Source organism: Pseudoalteromonas sp. SR43-2 (genome assembly GCF_014163885.1).
Classification (GTDB): Bacteria; Pseudomonadota; Gammaproteobacteria; order Enterobacterales; family Alteromonadaceae; genus Pseudoalteromonas; species Pseudoalteromonas distincta.
In genome coordinates this window covers 130,921-155,917 of the sequence record NZ_JACJED010000010.1, presented here as the reverse complement: position 1 = coordinate 155,917, position 24,997 = coordinate 130,921, and the positions used below count along the sequence as shown (strand labels likewise).

The 24,997-nt window shown below is 38.3% G+C and carries 17 protein-coding genes; all 17 read left to right on the top strand.

Annotated elements, in window-relative coordinates:
- The first annotated feature begins 71 nt into the window (after positions 1 to 71).
- The 17 genes from H5120_RS10695 (at position 72) to H5120_RS10615 (ending at position 24,986) form a co-directional block, all read left to right on the top strand.
- Complete coding sequence (locus H5120_RS10695) at positions 72 to 452, top strand: hypothetical protein (RefSeq protein ID WP_002961912.1); 381 nt, start codon at positions 72 to 74, stop codon at positions 450 to 452.
- Between the two features lie 128 nt (positions 453 to 580).
- Positions 581 to 1,039: a GAF domain-containing protein gene (locus H5120_RS10690; protein WP_182674352.1), complete on the top strand. Its 459-nt coding sequence runs from the start codon at positions 581 to 583 to the stop codon at positions 1,037 to 1,039.
- Entirely contained in the window at positions 1,039 to 1,317 is a 279-nt protein-coding gene (locus H5120_RS10685) for a hypothetical protein (RefSeq protein ID WP_002961910.1), read from the top strand. Before H5120_RS10690 ends, H5120_RS10685 begins: the two co-directional genes overlap by 1 nt.
- 15 nt (positions 1,318 to 1,332) lie before the next feature.
- A complete protein-coding gene (gene proQ / locus H5120_RS10680; protein WP_002961909.1) occupies positions 1,333 to 1,983 on the top strand; it encodes an RNA chaperone ProQ in 651 nt (216 codons plus the stop codon).
- Positions 1,984 to 2,009: 26 nt separating this feature from the next.
- Positions 2,010 to 4,034: a carboxy terminal-processing peptidase gene (gene prc / locus H5120_RS10675; protein ID WP_154903037.1), complete on the top strand. Its 2,025-nt coding sequence runs from the start codon at positions 2,010 to 2,012 to the stop codon at positions 4,032 to 4,034.
- Between the two features lie 181 nt (positions 4,035 to 4,215).
- Positions 4,216 to 5,679 (top strand): Na+/H+ antiporter NhaC, encoded by a 1,464-nt coding sequence (nhaC, locus tag H5120_RS10670; protein WP_182674351.1) that lies wholly within the window; start codon positions 4,216 to 4,218, stop codon positions 5,677 to 5,679.
- Positions 5,680 to 5,726: 47 nt separating this feature from the next.
- Positions 5,727 to 8,321 (top strand): aminopeptidase N, encoded by a 2,595-nt coding sequence (gene pepN / locus H5120_RS10665; protein WP_182674350.1) that lies wholly within the window; start codon positions 5,727 to 5,729, stop codon positions 8,319 to 8,321.
- A complete protein-coding gene (locus H5120_RS10660) occupies positions 8,322 to 8,543 on the top strand; it encodes a DUF2835 family protein (protein ID WP_010552655.1) in 222 nt (73 codons plus the stop codon). It begins immediately after the preceding gene.
- 252 nt (positions 8,544 to 8,795) lie between these two features.
- Complete coding sequence (locus tag H5120_RS10655) at positions 8,796 to 10,895, top strand: DUF1302 domain-containing protein (protein ID WP_182674349.1); 2,100 nt, start codon at positions 8,796 to 8,798, stop codon at positions 10,893 to 10,895.
- A gap of 13 nt (positions 10,896 to 10,908) precedes the next feature.
- Positions 10,909 to 12,273: a DUF1329 domain-containing protein gene (locus H5120_RS10650; protein ID WP_182674348.1), complete on the top strand. Its 1,365-nt coding sequence runs from the start codon at positions 10,909 to 10,911 to the stop codon at positions 12,271 to 12,273.
- Positions 12,274 to 12,399: 126 nt separating this feature from the next.
- Positions 12,400 to 13,395, top strand: coding sequence for a YCF48-related protein (locus H5120_RS10645; protein ID WP_182674347.1), 996 nt, complete (start codon positions 12,400 to 12,402; stop codon positions 13,393 to 13,395).
- Positions 13,395 to 15,716 (top strand): RND family transporter, encoded by a 2,322-nt coding sequence (locus H5120_RS10640; protein WP_182674346.1) that lies wholly within the window; start codon positions 13,395 to 13,397, stop codon positions 15,714 to 15,716. The genes H5120_RS10645 and H5120_RS10640 overlap by 1 nt, the downstream gene beginning before the upstream one ends.
- 208 nt (positions 15,717 to 15,924) lie before the next feature.
- Entirely contained in the window at positions 15,925 to 20,766 is a 4,842-nt protein-coding gene (locus H5120_RS10635; RefSeq protein WP_182674345.1) for an NAD-glutamate dehydrogenase, read from the top strand.
- 120 nt (positions 20,767 to 20,886) lie between these two features.
- Complete coding sequence (gene pyrD, locus H5120_RS10630) at positions 20,887 to 21,897, top strand: quinone-dependent dihydroorotate dehydrogenase (protein ID WP_182674344.1); 1,011 nt, start codon at positions 20,887 to 20,889, stop codon at positions 21,895 to 21,897.
- Between the two features lie 117 nt (positions 21,898 to 22,014).
- A complete protein-coding gene (locus tag H5120_RS10625) occupies positions 22,015 to 22,545 on the top strand; it encodes a cell division protein ZapC (RefSeq protein WP_182674343.1) in 531 nt (176 codons plus the stop codon).
- Positions 22,546 to 22,636: 91 nt separating this feature from the next.
- On the top strand, positions 22,637 to 24,754 hold the full coding sequence (rlmKL, locus tag H5120_RS10620) for a bifunctional 23S rRNA (guanine(2069)-N(7))-methyltransferase RlmK/23S rRNA (guanine(2445)-N(2))-methyltransferase RlmL (RefSeq protein ID WP_182674342.1): 2,118 nt from the start codon (positions 22,637 to 22,639) through the stop codon (positions 24,752 to 24,754).
- The gene (locus H5120_RS10615) at positions 24,747 to 24,986 is read left to right on the top strand and encodes a glutaredoxin family protein (RefSeq protein WP_002961779.1); all 240 of its coding nucleotides are present in this window, start codon (positions 24,747 to 24,749) and stop codon (positions 24,984 to 24,986) included. The genes rlmKL and H5120_RS10615 overlap by 8 nt, the downstream gene beginning before the upstream one ends.
- Positions 24,987 to 24,997 lie beyond the last annotated feature (11 nt).

Below are 24,997 nucleotides of genomic sequence, written 5' to 3'. Positions count from 1 at the left end.
CTGTTTCTAACCTTTAGATCTTGGTGCATGCTTTATACATAGAATTTAGATTTGTGTATTAAGGATTTTAAATGAAACATCAGCTAGCAAAAAGCGTAGGGCTTTCGTTATTATCGCCTGTTATTGTAGGCAGTTTACTTGGTGTTTATTACTCACTTACGCTTGAAGGCGAGTTTGTATCAATATTTCTTACCTTATTAATGACTGCTATATCAAATGCACACATAGTAGGCTTAACAATGGCTGCTTTTGTTGTGCCTGGGTATTTACTCATGTTTAAGTATTCTAAAGTTAATTATTCAGGGGTATTAACTCTTGGACTACTAGGCGGAGCGATATTTAGTTACTTATTAAGTGCCACAACTGGCGAGATATTTTTGATCAATAGTGTAATGTCAGCATTCGCTGCAGGGCTGTTTTTGTTTGGTCTTCGTAAAACGGCAAAAAAATAATCGCAGCATTATTAACCAAGCGCACTGATAAACGGTGTGATTTCCTTTTTTTTACCTCCAAAAGGTTCCAATTTTTCACGACAAAGAGTACCTTTAGCTACTGTATGTTTAATAAGAAGTAGTTTGGTATGCAAAAGCACGATTTTTACCAGTCATTAGTTAAGCAAACTGAATCGCTGATAGCTGGTGAATCCAATGTAATTGCCAATATGGCAAACATAAGCGCGCTGTTATTTACCTCTTTGGAGGATGTGAATTGGGCGGGCTTTTACTTTATGGATTCTCCTACTGAATTAGTACTTGGTCCGTTTCAAGGTAACCCTGCATGCATTCGTATTCCAGTAGGAAAGGGTGTATGCGGAACTGCTGCGGCAACCGAAGAAACACAATTAATTGAAGATGTTCACGCTTTTGACGGCCACATAGCCTGTGATGCAGCGTCTAATTCTGAAGTAGTTGTACCTATCATGAAACATGGTAAAGTATTTGCTGTACTAGACATTGATAGTCCGAGTATTGGTCGATTTGATGCTGACGATAAAGTCGGTCTAGAAGCATTAGTAAAATGCTTAGAGGCGAGCTTGTAATGAAAGATTTGCTAAATGTTCAAGACTACCTATTTGCTGTACAAGATGTTGGCGATTGGGAAGGCGAAGAAGAACATGTAGCGGAAACGCTCAATGATTTGATTCATATTGCATGGGATCGTCTTCCAGATGATTCAGAATGTGAATTTATTGATGAAACGATAAATGGTATTTGGGAACACCTTCGAGGTGATATGGCTGTTATAGAAGCCGATTTCGAAGAGTTGGTCGACTGGGTAACACACTACGTCGATTCGTCCCTTGATGAAAAGATGTGAAAAATAGGTTCTAAAATGGAAACCACAAACAAGCTAAAAGATATTAATGAAGTGTTGGAATTTTTATATCAAGAATTCCCACAATGTTTTAAACAAAAAGATGGCATCAAGCCGCTTAAAGTAGGTATTTTTAAAGATATTGCTGAGCGTATTGAAGGGTCTGAAAAAGTAAGTAAGACTCAAGTTCGTCAAGCGCTTAGAAAATACACGTCTAACTGGCGTTATTTAGAAGCTGTGACCAAGTCAGAGTTTCGTATTGATCTTGATGGTAATCAAGGTGAAAAAGTTGAGCAAGAGCATATCGACCATGCACAAAAAGCATTGGAAGAAAGCCGCGCTAAAATGGCTAAACGCAAAAAACAACAGCGTCCTCGCCAAGATTCAGATTCTAAATCTTTCAAGAAAAAACCAGCTCATGCTAGCAAACCAGGCGATAAAAACGCTCCTGCAGCTAACAAACCTGCTAAAGCAGCACCGGCTAAGCGTTCAGGAAAAATTGAACCTTTGCCAGCAACTGAGGTCAAGGTTAATAATAAGGTTAAGGTTAAACTTGGCCAAGCACTTGTAAATGCAGTAATAACTGAAGTGAACAAAGATGATGTTCATGTTGAGTTAGTAACAGGTATGCAAGTTAAAACCAAAGCTGACAGCTTATACATTGTTTAAGTTGTAAATAAATTAAGGAGTTGTGTATGAGTAAAAAGTTTACGCTCATTCCGTTAGTTGCTGCCCTGTTTTCAGGTTCATTATTTGCTGCTGTAGAAGCCGTCACTATTGACGATTTACCCCAGCTCAAGCAAGAGAGTCAACATGGTACTGCTAGCAAACGAGTGGCTAGCTTATTTGCTCGTTCACACTATACACCGGTTCGATTTAACGATGAGCTTTCTAGTAAAGTGTACGATCGTTATATCGAATCCCTTGATTTTAATAAAAGCGTTTTCTTAGCCAGCGATATCGCCTCATTTGAGCAATATCGTGATGACTTTGATAACGCTATTACTACCGGTAAATTAGACTTTACGTTTGATATTTTTAACTTAAGTCTTAAGCGCCGTTTTGAACGTTACGAGTATTCACTTACTCTGCTTGAAAAAGAGATGACGTTTGATAAAGAAGATGAATACTTTTTTGACCGTGAAGATTCAGCATGGCCTGCGTCACAAGCTGAGCTTGATGAAATTTGGCGTGAGCGTGTAAAGTACGACGCACTGCGTTTAAAAATGACGGGTAAAGATTGGGAAGGCATTAAAGAGGTGCTGACCAAACGCTACAAAAATGCAGAAAAACGTTTAGTACAATCAAATTCAGAAGATGCTTTTCAAATTGTTATGAATTCGCTAGCACGCAGCATTGAGGCGCATACGTCTTATTTATCGCCACGTCGTGCAGAGCAATTCAAAATGGATATGGACTTAGAGCTTGAGGGCATTGGTGCCGTATTAAGCCCTGATGAAGATTACACTGTTATTCGCAGCTTAGTGCCGGGAGGCCCTGCAGATAAAACAGATCAAATTAAAGCTGATGATCGCATTATTGGTGTTGCTCAAGATGGCGAAGAGTTTGTAGATGTAATTGGCTGGCGTTTAGATGACGTAGTTGATTTAATTAAAGGTCCTAAAGGGACTAAAGTACGTTTACAGTATTTAAAAGGTGTTGATGCTCACGGCGCTCCGAAAGTTGTAGAAATCACTCGCGATAAAATTCGACTTGAAGATAGAGCGGCTAAATCAGAAGTATTTGAAGCAAAATATTCTGATTTAACAAGTAAAATTGGGGTGATTGAAATTCCTGGCTTTTACAATAATCTTTCGAAAGATGTAAAAGTAGAACTTGCTAAGCTTAAAGAAGAAAAGGTTGATGGTATTATTATCGACTTGCGCCAAAATGGTGGTGGTTCATTATATGAAGCAACACAATTGTCAGGTTTATTTTTTGACCAAGGCCCAGTTGTTCAAATTCATACCTTAAATAACCGTATAGAAGAGCAAAAAGATCGTGATGGTATAACTTACTATGACGGCCCTTTAACTGTGTTAGTTGATCGTTACAGTGCATCTGCTTCTGAAATATTCGCAGCAGCAATGCAAGATTACGGTCGCGCTGTAATTATTGGTGAGCAAACATTTGGTAAGGGTACTGTACAGCAGCACAAAGGCTTAGGCCGTGCTTATGACCTATACGATAATGCGCTAGGCAGTGTACAGTATACTATTGCTAAGTTTTATCGTATTAACGGTGGTAGCACGCAACATAAAGGTGTTATTCCTGATATTTCGTTTCCATCAGCAATTGATCCTGCACAGTGGGGCGAAAGTAAGCAAGATAATGCACTTCCTTGGGACAGCATTGTTAAAGCGAAATATAAAAAACTAGGTAATCTAACACCTATTATTACGTACCTTGAAAAACAACACGAAGTACGAATTAAATCAGAGCCAGAATTTGGTTATGTATTTAATGACATTACCTTATACAACGAAGAGAAAGACCGTAAAACTATCTCTTTAGTTGAAGCAGACCGTATTAAAGAAAAAGATGAAGGTGAAGCACGTGCACTTGTACGTACTAACGAACGTCTTAAGCGTTTAGGTAAAGATCCGGTAGAAAACTTAGACGATATACCAGAAGTAATCGAAGAGCTTGACCCATTTTTAGAAGAGGCTGCATTAATTACTCAAGATTATATTAATTATGGTCGTATAGCTAAGAAGTAATAACTGGTTTTACCTCTGTAAAAAAGGCGCATTGGCGCCTTTTTTACTACCTAAAATTTACTAAATTGTTATAATCTTCGATTACATAAAGTTGAGCTGGATTAATGACGCTCAATTAATGCGCTTTACGTGCTAAAAATAATAATTAAACACACAGCAAGTGTGTGTAGGAGTCTCTATTTTGAAGCCATTGGAAGATAAACCAATCAAACCCGCCTCGTTTTTTGATGCATTAATTCCTATCTCTGTATTAATCTGTTTACTTGGCGCGGCTGTATACTTATTCGGTGACAACTCTTCATCCGGTCCTAACCAAATAGCACTTTTATTTGCCACTTTTGCAGCGGCTCTAATTGGTCTTAAAAACGGTTACACATGGAAAAAATTAGAACAAGCTATGATCGAAGGCATAACGCTTTCACTTGGTGCTATTTTAATTTTACTTATGGTAGGTGCATTAATTGGTACTTGGCTACTTTCTGGGACTGTGCCAACTCTAATTTATTATGGCTTACAAGTTATCAATCCAAGTTGGTTTTATGCAGCGAGTTGTTTAATTTGTGGCATTGTAGCAATGAGTATTGGTAGTTCTTGGACCACGGCTGCTACGATAGGTGTTGCTTTATTAGGTGTTGCTACGGGTCTTGGACTTGAGCAAACAGTAACCGCAGGTGCAGTTATATCTGGTGCATACTTTGGTGATAAGCTAAGCCCACTGTCAGAAACAACCAATCTGGCACCAGCAGTTGTTGGGGCTGATTTGTTTGAGCATATTCAACATATGCTGTGGACGACAGTACCAAGTTTTGTAATTGCACTGATTATATTTATATTCATGGGGTTTAATGCAACAGCTTCAAGCGAAGCAGGGCGCATTGATGAAATAACGGCTATTTTACAGCAAAACTTTAATATTGATTTTGAAATGCTGATCCCGTTAATCGTACTTTTAGTTTTAGCTATTAAAAAAATGCCAGCATTTCCTGCTATCTCAATTGGTGCTGTTGTGGGCGCTGTTTGGGCTATGTTGTTTCAGTCTGATCTAATTGCTAGCCAAATTGATGTTTCTCAAGGACAGCTAGTTGGCTACTTTAAACTTGTTTGGACTACTTTCTTTGATGGTTTTAGCATAAGTACCGGCGATGATAAGATGGATTCCTTACTCAGTGGTGGCGGTATGGCTGGTATGCTTACAACTACATGGCTGATTATGACTGCACTGATGTTTGGTGCCATTATGGAAAAAACAGGTCTTTTGGATATTTTTGTAAAAAGCATACTTAAAATAGCTAAAAGCACGGGGTCGTTAATTGCGGCGACAATAGCTACGTGTATAGGAACTAACGTAATAGCGGCCGATCAATATATAGCGATTGTTGTACCTGGACGTATGTTTAAAGATGAATACGAAAAACGTGGTTTGAAGCCTGTTAACTTATCTCGTACATTGGAAGATGGCGGTACAATTACTAGCCCACTAATTCCATGGAATACGTGTGGCGCATACATGCAAAGCGTTTTACTTATAAACCCTTTTGATTATGCACTCTACGCTTTCTTTAACTTAATTAACCCTGTTTTAGCGGTTGTTTATGCCTACTTAGGCATTAAAATTTTACGTATTAAGCCAAAACAATCTGCCTAATTTTAAGCAGCTCCTTTTAACTTAAAAGGAGCTGCTTTGGAGTATCTATGACTGAATCAAGTAAACCTCAAGCACAATATCTTAAAGACTATAAAGCTCCTGACTTTCTAATTGACCACACAGAGCTAACATTTGACTTACAGCCTTTATCAACCAAAGTAAGCTCTTTACTAACACTTACCCGAGTTGGTGATAAAAAAGCACCTTTAGTGCTTGATGGTATTGATTTGCGTTTACTGTCTTTATCTGTTGATACAGTTGATATAACGGATTATGAAATTGTTGGTGAGCAGCTAATAATTAATAACCTACCGGATAGTTGCCAATTAAGTATTGTGACCGAGATATCACCTGAGACGAATACTTCTTTAGAAGGTTTATATTTATCGGGCGGTGCGTATTGCACACAGTGCGAAGCGCAGGGGTTTAGAAAAATCACCTATTACATGGATCGCCCTGACGTACTTGCCACGTTTGATGTAACTATTATTGCCGATAAAAAGTATCTACAACTTCTTTCTAATGGTAATCAAGTAGATAGCGGTGAAACATCAGATGGTCGTCATTTTGTGAAATGGCAAGACCCATTTAAAAAGCCGAGCTATTTATTTGCACTTGTAGCGGGCGATTTTGATGTTTTGAAAGATACGTACACGACTAAAAGCGGCAAAGACGTAGAGTTAGCATTATTTGTTGATAAGGGTAATTTATCTAAAACACCTCATGCAATTGCTTCACTCAAAAAAGCAATGCAATGGGATGAAGAACGCTTTAATTTAGAGTATGACCTTGATATTTATATGATTGTAGCCGTCGATTTTTTCAACATGGGCGCGATGGAAAATAAAGGGCTAAACGTTTTTAATAGTAAATGTGTATTGGCCAATCAAGAAACAGCGACAGACAAAGACTACCATACGATTGAATCCATTGTAGGGCATGAGTACTTTCATAACTGGACAGGTAACCGAGTTACTTGTAGAGATTGGTTTCAGTTATCGCTAAAAGAAGGGTTAACCGTATTTAGAGACCAAGAGTTTAGTAGTGATTTAGGCTCTCGTGCACTTAACCGAATTGATGCAGTTAAAGTAATGCGTACGCATCAGTTTAGCGAAGATGCAGGCCCTATGGCGCATCCAATTCGTCCTGAAAAAGTTATTGAAATGAATAACTTTTATACTGTAACAGTATACGATAAAGGTGCTGAAGTTATCCGTATGATGCACACGTTACTAGGTGAAACTAATTTTCAAAAAGGAATGACACTTTACTTTGAGCGCCACGATGGGCAAGCAGTAACATGTGATGACTTTGTCAGTGCAATGAGCGATGCATCAGGTGTAAATTTAGAGCAATTTACGCTGTGGTATAGTCAATCGGGTACCCCGCGCTTAAATGCAATACAACATTTTGATAGCAGTTCAAATACGTATACATTAACAATAGAACAAGCAGCACCGGACAATCAGCCAGACAATAAACCACTTCATATACCTTTTGCTATTGAACTACTTGATGCGAATGGGGAAAGTATTGCTCTGCAATGTAAAGGTAAAAAACTAGATCATGTGCTTGATGTAACAAGTACGACTCAAACATTTAGCTTTGATAATATCTTAGAAAAGCCTGTTGCGGTTTTACTCGAAGATTTTTCTGCACCTTGTATTTTAAATCAGCAAACAACAGAGCCCGAACTATTACATATTATGCGTTTTGCACGCAGTGATTTTTCACGTTGGGATGCACAGCAGCAGCTATTTATTAAAGCGATTAAATCTCAGATTACCGACACAACTAATAGCATGTTAAGCAGCGAAACTATAAATGCGCTACGTGTACTTATAAATACCAAAGAGGGCGATTTAGCCTTAATCGCAGAGCTGTTTAAACTGCCAAGTTTTGATACATTAGCCGCTGAATTTGAAGTAATACCTGTTGATGAGATTATTGAAATAACAGAAAAGTTTGAGCAACAAATTGCTGACGAACTTGCTGATGAGCTGCTTGCTTGTTACGAATCTCTTGAAGATGATGGCAGTATAAGTGCAAGCTCCGTTGCTAAGCGCGCTTTAAAACAAATATGCTTGCATTATTTGGCTAAAACTCAAAAGCCAGAGGCTGTAAGCTTTATTAAAGAAGCCGCAAGTTCGACTAACATGACCAATGTACTTGGTGCACTAAGCGCAGTGGTAAAAGCATCCCACCCTATACAAGAAGAGCTTTTGAATCATTTTGATAGTCAATGGCGCCATGATGTTTTAGTGATGGATAAGTGGTTTGCACTGCAAGCTATGCAGTCAGGCAATAAAGCTATAGAAAATATTAAGGCACTTTACGAACATCCGTGTTTTGATTTTTCAAACCCGAACCGTGTACGTGCACTTGTAGGAAGCTTTAGTCACTTTAATACAGCACAATTTCATCGCTCAGATGCCCAAGGCTATACGTTATTAGGTGACTTGTTAATAAAACTTAATGCAATTAATCCACAAAATGCGTCTCGTATGCTAACACCGTTCATGTCATGGAAGCGTTACGATGATGTTCGCTCTCAAGCAATGAAACTGCAATTACAACGCTTAGCTAATCTAGATGGGCTAAGTGCTGATTTGTATGAAAAGGTTGAAAAAGCGCTCGCATAAATGATTGAGTATTATTTTACCTTAAGATTGAGCTATAACGAGTGCATGGATTACTACCATGGCCGTTTTAGCTCTTTACAAGTTGTAGAAGATGGCGGTAAAACGATTCGTTTTGCTGCTACACATTTGAGGCCCTTCATCTCAAGTTTAGGTGTACGTGGTCGTTTTAGACTCTTATTAACCCCCGAAAACAAGTTTATCCGCCTAGAGCGAGTGGCCTGACACTCGGTTTTTATGTTATATATACATAAAAATATTGTATTTTTGTTAATTTCAATTTGTCCTATTGTTAAATTACGTGTATAAATTATCTGGTACGACGTCTTACCAATACGTAAGCGTCAACCAAAATATAAAGTATACGGAAGATTAGAGCGAGTATTTGTAATTTCACTGATTCGCTTCTATCGTTATGATTACACTAAAAACAATAACTTGATCACACAAAATGACCCGCGACAGGGGGGAACCAAAATGATAAGAAGATCGCTTTTTGTTAAAAATAGAATCGCTATAGGTATAGCAGCCGCTAGCTTAGGTTTATCTGCAGCAAGTACACAAGCTGTAACATTTGAAGCTGGAGGTTTTGACATTACCTTCGATTCAACCTTTTCATATGGGCAAAGTGTTCGCGTAGAAGACAGAGACTTTAGCCTAATTGGTAAAAGTAACAATCCGGCATTTGATTGGACAGGTTACAACCCTGCGCTAAACAACACTATTTACTCATCTCAAGATGTATGGGCTCAACCTGGCTCTTATTCAAATAATGGTGATGCTGGTAATTTAAATTTTGACAGTGGTGACTCATTTTCAAAACTTTTGAAGGGAACACACGACCTTTCAATAAATAAAGATAACTACGGTTTGTTCACTCGCTTCATGTATTTTTATGACTTTGCGTTGATGGATGGCTATCATGCATATTCAAATCCTACATCAGGGCAGGGGGTTGATCCGTGTGATGATAAAGACACTAAAGCGCAAAGCTGTGCAGATATTCGTTTATTAGATGCGTTTGTGTGGGCTGATTTTGATTTAAATGATGGTAATAACCCTTTATCTGTCCGTTTAGGTCAACAAGTAGTTAACTGGGGTGAGAGTACACTTATATCTCATGGTATTAACGTAAACCCAGTTGATATTGACCGATTGAAAGCGCCAGGTGCTGAGCTTAAAGAAGCATTCATACCTGTAGGCATGCTTTGGGCATCGCTTGGCATTACTGACAACATTACCCTTGAAGGTTTCTACCAATACCAATGGCAAGAAACGCGTTTACCCGCAGCTGGTACGTATTTTTCGACTAATGACTTTGCAGCAGAAAATGGTTATCAGCAGAATGTTCAATTAGGTTTTACGTCTAATCCTGATATTGATGTTGCTTTTTTAACAGATAGCTTGAATAACTTAACATCTGATTTTGCATTAGCCGCAGCAGCACAAGGTATTGATCCTTCAAGTGCAGAAGGAAGTGCTTTATTAGCTCAAATGTATCTTGCATACCCAACTAAAGTTGCTTTAAAAGGTAAAGGGGATAATGGTAAAACAGAGCCTGAAGATGGCGGTCAGTATGGTTTACGTTTAGGTGTATTTTTACCTGAATTTAATGATACTGAAATTGCACTCTATCACGTGAATTATCATAGCCGTCGTCCGCTTATATCTGGTCGCGTATCAAACTTTTCACAAGCTGCAATTGCTCAAGATTTAGCGATGATCATGACAACAGAAATCACGTCAGATAATGTTGCTGATTTAACTGCTTTTTCTAAAGCTGAAAACGAGTACCCTGAAGATATTAAGTTATATGGTTTAAGTTTTAATACGACTATCGGCGAAACAGCCTTCGCGGGTGAATTTGCTTTTCGCCAAGATGAACCGCTACAAATTGATGACGTAGAGTTACTTTACACAGCTATGCCTGAGCAATTGGCGGTCGCTGGTATTCGTCCTGATTTTGCGGGTATTTCGCAAATGAGTATAGGCGATGCGGTAAGCTCAGTTGGTGCAGGTGAAGTTGCCAAAGGCTACATTGAACGCGACACATCACAAATTCAATTTACAGCAACACATTTATTTGGCCCTTCATTAGGTGCTGATAGTTGGGCTGTAGTTGGTGAAGTCGGTGTAGTTAAAATTCACGATATGCCTGACTATGACGAAATGCGTTTAAATGTATCAGGTACTGGCCGTAGTGGCACAATAACAGGCCCAGGTACTACTGATTATTCAACATTGCAACTTGGTCTTTCAAATGGTGCTGAAGAAAAATCATTCGCTACAGCATCTTCTTGGGGTTACCGCCTAATTGCTAAAGGCGATTACTTCAACTTTTACAAAGGTATTAACTTTTCACCACGTTTTGTATTTTCTCATGACGTAAACGGTAATACACCAGATCCTATGTTCTTATTTATTGAAGATCGTAAATCTTTAGGTGCTACGATGAACTTTAACTACCAAAATGCGTGGTCACTTGATGTGAGCTATAACTCGTTTTGGGGCGGTGGCGGTGTTAATACATTCTCAGACCGCGATTACGTTTCTTTTAACTTAAAATATTCTATTTAGGGGTAACATTACTATGATTAAAAAACCTACCCTCATCGCTACAGCATTTTGTAGTTTGTTTGCAAGCAGCGCAGCTTTGGCTAAATTAAGCGCTGATGAAGTTGCTCAATTAGGTCAAAACTTAACGCCAATGGGTGCAGAAAAAGCTGCGAATGCTGATGGTTCTATTCCAGCGTGGAATAACGGAATTACAACAGCGCCTGCAGGTTATGAAGCTGGTATGCATCACCTTGATCCATTTGCGACTGACAAAGTACTTTTCACTATCGATAAAAGTAATATTGAAAAGTACAAAGGCAATTTGAGTCCGGGTCAAATTGCTTTATTTGAAGCATACCCAGATACATTTAAGATGCCAGTGTATGAAACACGCCGCTCAGCTTCTTACCCTCAGTTTGTTTATGACGCGACTAAAAAGTTTGCATCAACTGCTGAATTAATCGAAGGCGGTAACGGTATTAAAAATACGGCGATTGGTATTCCTTTCCCTATCCCTAAAACAGGTTTAGAGGCAATTTGGAATCACTTATTACGTTACCGTGGCCAGTCTATTGAGCGTTTTGGTGGTCAAGCTGCACCGACTGCATCTGGTTCTTACAACTATGTTGGTTTTGATGAGCAGCTATTAGTTAAATACTCAGACCCAAGCGCAACACCTGCAGAGCTACAAGACTCAAACATTTTGTTTAAGTTTAAACAAAGCGTTACAGAGCCTGCACGTTTAGCGGGTACTGCATTATTAGTTCATGAAACAATGGACCAAATATTAACGCCGCGCCAAGCATGGACTTATAACTCGGGACAACGTCGTGTTCGTCGTGCACCTAATGTTGCATATGATGCACCAGGCACAGCTGCAGATAGCCTGCGCACTACCGATGATTTTGATATGTTTAATGGCTCACCAAATCGTTACAACTGGACGCTAAAAGGTAAGCAAGAGTTATATATACCTTACAACAGCTACAAACTTCATAGCGACAAGCTAGAGTACGATGATATTTTAATGCCTGGCCATATTAACCCAGAACATACACGTTACGAAAAACATCGTGTTTGGGTTGTTGAAGCTAACTTAAAAGATGATACACGCCATATCTATAAAAAACGTGTGTTTTACATTGATGAAGATAGCTGGCAAGTACAGGTAACTGATATTTATGATAACCGCGACCAACTTTACCGTGTAGCCATGGCTTATGGCCTTAACTATTACGAAGTTCCTACACAGTGGAGTACGCTTGAGGTTTATCATGATTTGAATTCTCGTCGTTATTTAGCAATTGGTTTAGATAACCAAGAAAAAATGTACGATTTTTCACAGTCGTTTAACGATAACGAATTTACTTCAAGCGCTTTACGTCGCGCTGGTAGATAGTATTAAACTAGGCACTTAACAATATGTTAAGTGCCTTTTCATTTCTCATCGCGTTTGTCTTACAGCGCGCAACGCACTCCCTAGTAAAAAGACAAACAACTCTCTCGTACAAGGCGATTAAAATTTATGAAGTATTTGGTATATGCCAGCCTGATAATAAGCGGTGCGAGTGTTGCACAAGAAGCCCCTAACTATGCAATCAGTGCAACAAATGCAGCTAAAACCTTACTCACCGATATAACTAACACGGGTAATGGCTTAATTGCTGTTGGTAAACACGGTACTGTTATTAAAAGTACATCGGGTGATTCATGGCAACAAGCTGAGCTAGTTCCAACTCAAGTGCTCTTAACTGCCGTTGATTTTAGTAACGAAAATAATGGATGGGCGTGTGGCCACGATGCAACAATCATAAATACTACTGACGGTGGCGTTAATTGGCAGCTACAACAAGCATTACCTGAATTAGATAAACCATGTTTAGATATTTTATTTGAAGATGACTTAAAAGGTTTTGCAGTGGGCGCATATGGCATGTTTTATCAAACTACAGACGGTGGTCAACATTGGCAAAAACGCTTTTTAGATTCGCTACTTTTTAGTGATGATCGTGATTACTTAAACGATTTAAAAGAAAATGACCCACAAGGATACGAAGCGGAAACTGCTTCTATTTTACCGCACTTTAATCGCATAGAAAAAACAGACAATGGATTAATGCTCGTTGGTGAAATGGGTTTAATGGCCAGAAGCATTGACGATGGTCAAACTTGGCAAAGAATAGAAGAAGTTTATCCCGGTTCATTCTTTGCAGTTGCCTCTGATAGCACACAAGAAATTGTGGCAGGGCTTCGAGGTAATGTTTTTGCAAAGCAAAGTGGCGAAAAGCAGTGGCAGCATTTTGAAAATGTTAAAACAGCGACGATTAACAACATCATTAATTATAATAACAAACAATGGCTCATGCTCGCTAATAGTGGCGTTATTTTTCATCTTCAAGATGGGTTACTCACCCATGAGCAGCTTGCTGACGGTAAAGCGATTCTTGATGGTGTAATTTTAGATAACAGATTGATCATGGCTACAGAAGATGGCATTAAAGTGAAGGAGTTAACCCCTTAATGCATAAGTTACTCGATTTTATTGAAAAGGCGATTTTTAGACATCGCTTAATTATGCTTATAAGTTTTGCACTTATAACCTGTTTACTTGTATTTAAAGCGACTCAAATTCAACTTGATGCATCGTTTAATAAAAATATCCCGTTAAATCACGATTACATGAAGGTATACACTAAACATGAAAAACAGTTTGGTGGTGCAAATAGTATTTTAATTTCAGTATGTGACGAGAGCGGAGATATATTTAATCCAGAATTTTTTACTCAATTAAAAGCGGTTCACGATCAGCTTTATTTTATTCCTGGTGTAAATCGTCCTTTAGTGAATTCTATATTTTCACCTAGTGCTCGCTTTGTAGAAGTAGTAGAGGATGGTTTTGCCGGTGGTCCAATTATTCCTGCAAACTTTAAAGCAGATACGCGTGGATTAGGTGTAGTAAAGGAAAACATTGAAAAAGCAAAAGTTGTAGGGCGTATGATTGCCAGCGATTACTCGTGTGCAATGGTAACGGCTCAACTTTTAGAAACAGATCCTCAAACACAACAAAAATTAGACACATTAGCTTTTGCACAAAAGCTAGAAAGTGATTTAAGAGAGCCTTTAAGTACAGACAAAGTAAGTATTCATATTATTGGCTTTGCAAAAATGGCTGGTGATATAGCTGAAGGCGCAAAAGGGGTAGTCGTATTTTTTGCCATTGCTATCGCCTTTACCTTTATTATGGTTTGGCTATTTTGTGGCAGCTTAAAGCTAACTATTTTGCCTATCGCGTGTTCTATTATTGCCGTTATTTGGCAATTAGGCCTGCTTTCAAGTTTAGGGTTTGGACTAGACCCTATGTCTATTTTGGTGCCGTTTTTAGTCTTTGCTATTGGTGTAAGCCATGGTGTGCAGATGATTAATGCGATTGGCAAAAAAGTAGGTGAAGGAAAAAGTACGCGAATTTGTTGTCAGTCAAGTTTCAGGGCTTTATTAATACCAGGTGGTATTGCACTGCTTTCAGACACCGTAGGCTTTTTAACGTTACTTACTATTGATATTGGTATTATCCGCGAACTTGCTATTACAGCGAGTTTAGGTGTGGCAGTAATTATATTTACAAATTTAATTTTGCTGCCAGTTTGGGCGTCGTACATGAACTTTGAAAACAGTGTACATATTCAATCTGGTGATGCTGAGAAGCCTAATATACTTGATAAGATCAGAGACATTTTAGTAAAAGCAACCGATCCTAAAATCGCTAAAATGATTATCGGTTTTACTCTTGTTTTATTTGCTCTAGGCTACTGGCAAGCAGATAAAATGCGTATAGGTGACTTACACGCAGGCGCACCATCTCTGCATCAAGATGCCCGTTACAACCAAGACACGTTTTTAATATCGGATAAGTACACTATCTCGTCTGATATTTTAAAAGTAATTGTAGAGGCGTATCCTGCAGCATGTACTGAGCATGATGTGATGGAGCGTATAAGCCGTTTTCAATACAAAGTTGAGAATGTGGCCGGTGTGCAGTCTGCTGTAAGTTTAAGCTCTGTAGCTCAATCGGTTAACGCGGGCTACAACGAAGGCAATTTAAAATGGCAGAGTTTGCCAAGAAATTCAGCAAGCTTAGTACAGTCAACGTCTCGAGTTGAAACTAGTACAGGTTTACTTAACGGTGATTGTTCTGTTATGCCTGTGATTATATTCTTAGATGATCATAAAGCACAAACTATCGATACCGTAATTAAGAGTGTTAAGCAATTTGCCCAAGAAGAGGGCACTGATAAATTGGCATTTAAATTAGCGTCAGGACCTGTGGGCGTAATGGCCGCGACTAATGAGTCTGTATCAGAAGCACAAATACCCATGATGCTTTACGTTTATGGTGCCGTTATTATTTTATGTTTAATGAGCTTTAGAAGCGTAAAAGCAACAGTAGCCGTGGTATTACCGCTTTATATTGTATCAACCCTTGCCCAAGCACTTATGGTACAGCTGGAAATAGGCTTAACTGTTTCTACTTTACCTGTAATTGCATTAGGTGTAGGTATTGGTGTTGATTACGGTATTTATATACTGTCGTCGATGATGGGGCAGCTTAAGCAAAACGTACCGCTTAGTGTTGCTTATCGAAATGCGCTTGTTGAGCGTGGCAGTGCGGTTCTATTTACTGGTATTACATTAGCTATTGGTGTGAGCACTTGGATATTCTCAGATCTTAAATTCCAAGTTGATATGGGTATACTATTAACCTTCATGTTTTTAGTGAATATGTTAGGTGCAGTGTTGTTATTACCTGCAATTGGTAGCCTTCTCTGGACTGACCAGAAAAAATAATGTGAATACTTTTGCTCCTAAATGGCCAGTAATGGCCATTTATATCTATATTTTGTGAATAGATGACCAAATAGCTGAAATGCTTAAAATGTTTTCATCGAAAAGGCTGTTTATTAGCTGTAAAAGGGTTAGAATTTAACTGACTCCACGCTAATAATACGCTGTACAAATATTCTGCTTTTAGCAGTAATAGATTAAGGAACATACAATGACACGAAATGAAGGCCTAGCCTCGGTTATCCTAGATAATGTCTGTAAGCTGATCCAGAAAAAAGTTCGCGCTGATAATGTGTTACTCGTTGAGAAATTCGCCAAAGCCTTGTACAGCAATATGTCTAAAGAGGATTTGGCAAACCGCAACGATAGTGACCTATATGGCGCAGCATTAAGCCTTTGGAACTCGCTAGAAAAAAATACTACTGACGATGCAGTTATCCGCGTTTTCAATCCAGAAGTGGCAAAAGATGGCTGGCAGTCATCACATACAATCGTTGAAATTATCACTAAAGATATGCCGTTCTTAGTTGATTCTGTTCGTATGGCCATGACTCGTGAAAATATCGCCTCTCACTTATTACTTCACTGCCCATTAAAAATTAAGCGTGATGAAAACGCTAAAATTTCTGGATTATCAAATTTAAAAGCAGAGCAAGAATCTTCATCTACTAAAACAGTATTTTTTATTGAAATTGACCGTCAAACAGATTCTTCTGTGATTGAGTCTTTCAAAAAAGAATTAGAGTCTGTGCTTGTTGATGTATCAGTTGCTGTTGATGATTGGCAACCAATTCGTAAAAAATTGATTGCAGTGACTAAAGAATTACCTAAACGTCATCATAATAAAAGTAAAGATGAAGTTTCAGAAACAACTGAGTTTTTAGATTGGTTAGCTAAAGATAATTTTACCCTAATGGGTTACCGTGAATATGAGTTAAGCCCAGTTCAAGGTGATTACCAACTAAAAGGTAAAATGGATACAAGCCTAGGCTTGATGAAAAACTCGACTGAAGAACACACTCGCTTATTATCAGAATTACCTGAAGTTGCACGTCAAGAAGCTCGTAGCAGCAACCTACTGATCTTAACAAAAACTAACTCTGTTTCTCGTGTTCATCGTCCAGCTTACATAGATTATGTAGGTATTAAGCGCTTTGACGATGAAGGCAATGTAATTGGTGAAGATCGCTTTATCGGTTTATTCTCATCAAGCTTTTACAATAACAGCGCTACAGATGTGCCTGTGTTAAAAAGTAAAATTAATCGCATTATGGAAATGTGTGATTTTGCTAAAGGTACTCACGCTTACAAAGCTGTTTTAAATATTTTAGAAACCTACCCACGTGATGAGCTAGTTCAAGCGCGCGAAGGTGAGCTACTTGAAGTTGCTATGGGTGTGTTACAAGTACAAGAGCGCGATATGTGTCGCTTGTTTGTACGTAAAGATGCGTATGGTCGTTTTTTATCTTGTATGGTTTATGTACCTCGCGAGCGTTATAACACGGCTCTTCGTCGTGAAACGCAAGATATATTAGCTAATGCATTTAATTCTGACGATAAAGTCGAATTTACTACTTATTTCTCTGAGTCAACACTGGCGCGTACTCATTACACCGTCCGTGTGACCGACAACAAGATCGAATATAACGTGAAAGACATCGAAAACAATTTAGTAGAAGCAGCACGTACGTGGGAAGATAAACTTCAATCTGCTCTTTTAGAGTCTGCGGGTGAAGCGCGTGGTAACGATTTAAATCGTAAATACTGTAATGCGTTTGCACGCTCATACAAAGATGAAGTGCTTCCAAGTGCTGCGGTTGTTGATATTGAGAAGTTAGAACTACTTAGCGATGAAAACAAACTAGAAATGCTGTTTTACCGTCCTCAAGAAGAAGCAAACAGCAATATTGTACGATTAAGCTTATTCCATAAAGATGAGCCGATCCACTTATCTGATGTTATGCCAATGCTTGAAAACTTTGGCCTTCGCGTTGTGGGTGAAACACCGTATTCAGTTAAAACTAGCGATGGTCGTATCAACTGGATCATGGACTTCTCGATGCTTATTGACAGTAAAGGGATGGCAGATTTTGATAAAATTTCAGCACGTTTTCGCGCTGCATTAACAAATGTTTGGGGCAACCGCCTTGAAAACGATGGTTTTAACCGTTTAGTGTTAATGGGTGGCCTAACAGGCCGCGAAGCATCTATTTTACGTGCATACGCTAAATATATGCGTCAAATTGGTGTAACGTTCTCACAAAGTTACATAGAAAGTACATTTGCAAATTATCCAAATATCGCAGCGCAAATTGTTAACTTGTTTGCTAAAAAATTCTCAGTTAAAAGCCCTGCAAGTGCCAAAACACTTGAAAAGCTAAGCACACAAATTTATTTAGAGCTTGAAAATGTAGCAAACCTTGATGATGACCGTATTATACGTTTATACGTAGATATGATTGCTGCGACGCTGCGTACTAACTATTTCCAAAAAGACGATGCCGGACAGTTTAAGTCTTATGTGTCGTTTAAAATACAACCTAGCTTAATTCCTGATGTACCACTTCCTTTACCTGCGTTTGAAATTTTTGTTTATTCTCCGCGTGTAGAAGGAGTGCATTTACGTTACGGTAAAGTAGCGCGTGGTGGTCTGCGTTGGTCTGACCGTCGTGAAGATTTCCGTACTGAAGTACTTGGCTTAGTTAAAGCACAACAAGTTAAAAATACAGTAATCGTACCTGTTGGTTCTAAAGGTGGCTTTGTATGTAAACAACTACCGACTGAGCGCGAAGCGTTTATTAAAGAAGGCCAAGAGTGTTACAAAATCTTTATCCGTGGTCTTTTAGATATTACTGATAATATTGAGCGTGGTGAAATAGTACCAGCGCGCGATGTTGTTCGTCACGATGAAGATGATGCTTACCTAGTAGTTGCAGCGGATAAAGGAACAGCTACTTTTTCTGATATCGCAAATGGCATTGCTAACGAATACAATTTCTGGCTAGGTGATGCATTCGCATCTGGTGGCTCGGTTGGTTATGACCATAAGAAAATGGGTATTACAGCGAAAGGTGCATGGGAGTCAGTTAAACGACATTTCCGTGAAATGGATATTGATTGTCAAACTACCGACTTTACAGTAGTAGCAATTGGCGATATGGCAGGTGATGTATTTGGTAATGGTATGCTGTTATCTAAGCATATTCGTCTACAAGTTGCCTTTAACCATATGCACATTTTTGTTGATCCTAACCCAGATGCTGCAACTTCTTATCCAGAGCGCGAACGTTTATTTAATATGCCGCGTTCATCTTGGGAAGATTACAATAAAGAGTTAATTTCTGCCGGCGGTGGTGTGTTCTCTCGTGCAGCAAAATCAATTACGCTTAGCCCAGAAATGAAAAAAATGTTAGGCACTAAAAAAGCTAGTATGACTCCAAATGAGTTAATGAAAGCCTCATTAATGATGGAGTTTGATTTACTGTGGAATGGCGGTATTGGTACATACATTAAACACTCTAAAGAAACTGATGCCGATGTAGGGGATCGTGCAAACGATGCACTACGTATCAACGGTCGAGATTTAGGCGCTAAAATAATAGGTGAGGGCGGTAATTTAGGTGCAACGCAATTAGGTCGAGTTGAATTTGCAGCTAAGGGTGGTCGTGTTAATACTGACTTTATTGATAACGTAGGGGGTGTTGCCTGTTCAGATAACGAAGTTAACATTAAGATATTACTTAATGGCTTAGTTGCTGAAGGTGATTTAACACGTAAACAACGTGATGAGCTACTTTATTCAATGACAGATGAAGTATCTGAATTAGTATTAAAAGACTGTTACCGTCAAACACATACTATTTCAATTACGCAGTCTAAAGGTACTTCAACACTCAAAGAAAAGATTCGCTTTATTCATGCGCTTGAAAAAGAAGGCAAGTTAAACCGTGCTATCGAATTTATTCCAAGTGATGAAGAATTGGCAGAACGCGCTGCTGCAGGTAAAGACTTAACTCGTCCTGAACTTTCAGTGCTAGTGTCTTACGCAAAAATGGTATTAAAAGAGTCTTTAGTAAGTGATGAAATTACTGAAAACCCTTACTATCGTCAATTGCTTGTTAAGTCATTCCCACGTCCATTGCGTGAGAAGTTTAACGATGCGATGAACAACCACCCACTTCGTAAAGAAATTATTGCAACTAAACTTGCTAACAGTATCGTTAACGATATGGGTTTAAACTTCATGGTACGTATGCATGAAGAAACTGGTGCTAATGAAGCTGAGATAGCAATGTGTTACTCAATTGCTAGCGAAATATTTGAAATGCGTGAAACATGGTCTTCTATTAGTGCACTTGATAATAAAATACCAGCAGCAGTTCAAACTGAAATGCTTTACCAACTTCGTCGTACTGTGCGCCGAGCAACGCGTTGGTTCTTACGTCATCGTAATAAGTCACAAACTATTGAACAAGGAATTGAATTCTTTGCGCCAACCTTTAAAGATTTAAGCGATAACTTAAATACGTATATGATTGAAAAAGAAAATGATCGTATTGTAATTGAGGCCAATAAGTTAATTGACGCGGGCGTTCCAACAGATATAGCTAATCGTATTGTTTCTTTATCAAGCTTATTCTCTGTGATGGATTTAGCAGAAGTTGCAAATAGTTCAGGTAAGAGTATTTCGATGGTGTCCAATACTTACTTTAAACTAGGCGCAAGAATGGGTCTGCATTGGTTCTTAGAGCAAATAACTAAGCAACCAGTAGCAAATCATTGGCAAGCACTTGCTCGCTCGTCTTATCGAGAAGAGCTTGATTGGCAGCAACGTACGTTATCTGAAGTTGTATTAAATAGCTTTGAAGGTGATGAGAGCGATGTTGATAGTCAAATAGACGAGTGGATGGATAGCCAAGATTTATTACTTCAACGCTGGAAACAAATGCTGGCTGAGTTTAAAACATCACAAAGCCACGACTTTGCTAAGTTCTCGGTAGCACTTCGTGAACTTATGTTGTTAAGCCACAATTGTGATACATCAGGAAAATAATTTAGCTTTAATCAGATAATTGTTTAGTAAATAAATAACTGATTGTTAAAATTGTTATACAATACCTCAGCCTTGTCTGAGGTATTTTTTTGTCTAAAATTTAAAAAGAGGATTATATTGATGTTTTATGATTTAGCTCGCCGTTTTATGTTTACCCGTGATGCGGAGTGGGCGCATGAGTTTGCACTTAATAATCTTCGTCGTTTTACCAATACACCTTTAAATTTAGCTTGGTCGCAAAATATTTCTGATAAGCCAGTCGATTTTTTGGGTCTGAAATTTAAAAACCCTGTAGGGCTAGCAGCTGGCCTTGATAAAAATGCGGAATGTATTGATGCATTTAGCCAAATGGGCTTTGGTTTTATTGAAGTTGGCACTATTACGCCGCGTGCTCAAGCGGGTAATGATAAACCTCGTATTTTTAGGTTGCCAGAATCAAACGCTATTATTAACCGCATGGGTTTTAATAATAAAGGCGTTGATAACTTAGTCGCAAATGTAAAAGCAGCAAAATACAGTGGCATACTCGGTATTAATATTGGTAAAAATAAAGATACGCCAAATGAACAAGGTAAAGATGACTATATTCATTGTATGCGTAAAGTATTTGAACATGCCTCATATATTACGGTAAATATTTCATCACCAAATACACCTGGCTTGCGTGATTTGCAATATGGCGCTGCACTTGATGATTTACTGCAAAGTCTTAAAAACGAACAGTTAGATTTAGTTGCAAAGCACAATAAACAAGTGCCTATGCTTGTAAAAATTGCACCGGATCTAGATCAAATACAAATAGAGCAAGTAAGTGAATCACTTTTAAATAATAAAATCGATGGTGTAATTGCCACCAATACCACGCTTGAGCGAGCTGCAGTTATGGGCCAGCAATATGCAGAAGAAGCCGGCGGTTTATCAGGTCACCCTGTTAGAATGCGTTCTACAGAGGTAGTGAGTGAGTTGAAACGCTTAACACAAGGTAAATTACCAATCATCGGAGTAGGCGGAATAGATGATGCGCAATCAGCAAAAGGAAAGTTCGATGCAGGCGCAAATTTAGTCCAGGTTTATACTGGGTTCATCTACAAAGGTCCACAATTGGTAAAGTCGATCGTTAACGGCTTATAAGGATCAGTTATCTAAGCTTTTGATCGTTCAATAAATGTTCTAAGCAAGCATTTTAAAAGTGGTCAAAAGCGGTTATACTGTGAGCAATAATTATTCAACATACCCAAGGAGGAGTAAATGTTACAAGCATCAAAGCAATGGCAGTGGATTACTTGTCCTAATAAAAATCGTTTGTTACTTGATTTAAATGACGACATGCAATTATGTACACCCTATAAGTTAAGACAACTCACCGATTCTGTTTTTAAAAATCCACGTTTTAGTTTAGAAGATGCTGCATTTTATGAACAAGTTTATAACTATTTAGATGGGTTTGAATTGTGGACTGCTGCTCAAATTTGTCAAATATCGCTAAATGCAACCGCTGTTAAGTATCACTTAAAACCCGTTTTATCAAAAAGCTGGTTTTTTGAAGAATACACTGGAACAGAGCCTAGTGTAGAAGCAATAGTTAAATTAATATCTAAAGCGCAGACTGGCGATTTTTTAATTGTAGAGCATTGCCCTGATGCATCTATTTGCTTAAATTTAAGCGAAACCTTTAAATTAGACGAAAATTTATCTTTAGCGCAATTTGAAGTAATCCGTATTTTGAATAATCGAGTACACCCCATCCTAAATCAGCAATATCAAAGTCAAACCGCCTAACCAAATTTAAGTCTTAAGCGTGTCTTTATGGCGTGTTTGTCGCCCAACCTATGTTATAATCCTGCGCAATTAGCTATTAAGGGTTATTACTTTGCAATTTATCGCACTTACTTCTATCGGAATCGAAAATTTATTGGTTGATGAACTAACAGAACTTGGCGCAACTGTGTCTAAGCAAACTGTTGGTTCTGTTCGTTTTGAGGCTGACTCATTACTGGCGCAAAAGGTTTGTTTATCAAGTCGTTTTGCAACGCGTGTGCTTATGCTTATTGAAGAAAAAGAAGGCGTAGATGACAAGAATAGCCTGTATAATTTTGCTCGCTCGCAACCTTGGCAAGAGTGGTTTGGACCAACTCAAACATTCGCTGTCGACTTCAACGGTACCAATGACTCATTAAAAAACACACAATTTTCGGGTCTTGTAATAAAAGATGCGATTGTTGACTACTTTAATGATTTATACGAGCAGCGTCCTAACGTTGATAAGCAAGATGCAAATGTGCGTGTTGTTGCGCGATTAAATCGTTACGGCGTTTCTATGTATATTGACTATTCTGGCCCTCGTTTGTCTGAACGTGGTTACCGTCAAGGTCAAGGTAAAGCACCAATTAAAGAACATTTAGCTGCTGCATTAATTAAACGAAGTGGTTGGCTTGATAATGTAAAACAACCTTTATTCGATCCATGTTGTGGTGCAGGTACTATTTTAATCGAAGCGGCTGGCATGGCACGAAACGAAGCACCGGGATTATTTCGTGAAGGCTTTGCTTTTGAGCGTTTACCCAGTTTTAGAGCCGCTAAGTTTAAAGAACTTAAAGAAGAGTTACTTGCTAACATTACCGATCCTAAATTGTGGTTAATTGGCCACGATTACGATGAACAAGTTTTAAATAAAGCGATTGATAATGCCAAACGTGCTGAGCTTGATGATGTTATTAAGTTTAAGCAAAGCGATGCAACTAAACTTACTGCTGTTGCCAAATTACCGGGTGTTGTAATCTCAAACTTACCATACGGTGAGCGTATTGGTTCTATGGCTGAGCTTGTTGATTTACACCGTAATTTAGGTGTTGGCTTTAAAAAGCACTTTAATCATTGGAAACTTGCCTTACTAGGTATGGACGAAAGCTTATTTAAACTTTTAAAACTTGTGCGCCTTAAGCGTTATAAGTTTAAAAATGGCCCACTTGATGTTGAACTTAACTTATATCAATTAGATGATAAGCAAGTAAGTTTGACCACCGATGATAAAAAAGCGCTTAATTTTGAGGGCTCTACGTCATTCGCAAATAGATTGAAAAAGAATAAGCAAGGCTTAAAAAACTGGCTTAAACAAAATAAAGTAGACGCTTATCGTGTTTATGAAGCGGATATCCCTGAGTACAATGTTGCTGTAGATATTTACGGTGATTCTGCGGTTATTTTTGAATATGCAGCGCCTAAAGAAATTGATGAAAAAACATCAGAAAAACGCCTGCAAGACGTAATAACGTTGACTTCGCAACAACTTGATATCTCACCTGAAAATATTGCTGTAAAAGTGCGTAAAAAGCAAAAGGGCGAAGACCAGTATACGGCCATGTCTAAACAAAACCGAACTATGGTAGTTGAAGAGTTTGGTGCTAAGTTTAAAGTTAATTTATTTGACTACTTAGACACAGGTTTGTTTTTAGATCACCGTTTAATGCGTCGTTATATTCAAGAAAATGCGAAAGATAAGCGCTTTTTAAACTTGTTTGCATACACAGGTACTGCCTCTGTGCATGCCGCACTTGGTGGCGCTAAAGCAATTACAACAGTTGATTTATCTAAAACCTATTTAAAATGGGGCCAAGATAACTTCGATTTAAACAATATCAATAATACACGTTACCGTTTTGAACAAGCAGATTGTTTAAAATGGTTAGAGCATGCGACAGCACAATATGATTTGATATTTTTAGACCCTCCAACGTTCTCAAACTCAAAACGTATGAAAGACGCGTTTGATGTGCAAAGTGATCACATTAAATTATTAACGTGGGTAAAAAAGATCTTAAGTCCATCAGGTACTTTGATTTTCTCTAATAACAAACGTGGTTTTGTAATGGATGAAGTTGGCCTGATTGGTTTAGGTTTAAAAGCCGTTAATATCTCAGATAAAACGCTATCACCAGACTTCAAACGTAATAAAAAAATCCATAATAGCTGGCTAATTACGCATGGCTAAATGGATTTTATATCATACTGATGGTTGCCACTTGTGCGAACAGGCTGAGCAACTTATCACTGATGTACTAAATGACAACAGTGAGTTATTACTAATCGATATTATGACTGATGAGCAGCTTATTGCTGAGTATCAAATTACTATTCCTGTATTAAAAAGTGAAAAAGGCGAGAAATTATATTGGCCTTTTACTTTACACTCTGTGCGCGAATTTTTAGCACAAGCAGAATAAGAGCAAATAAG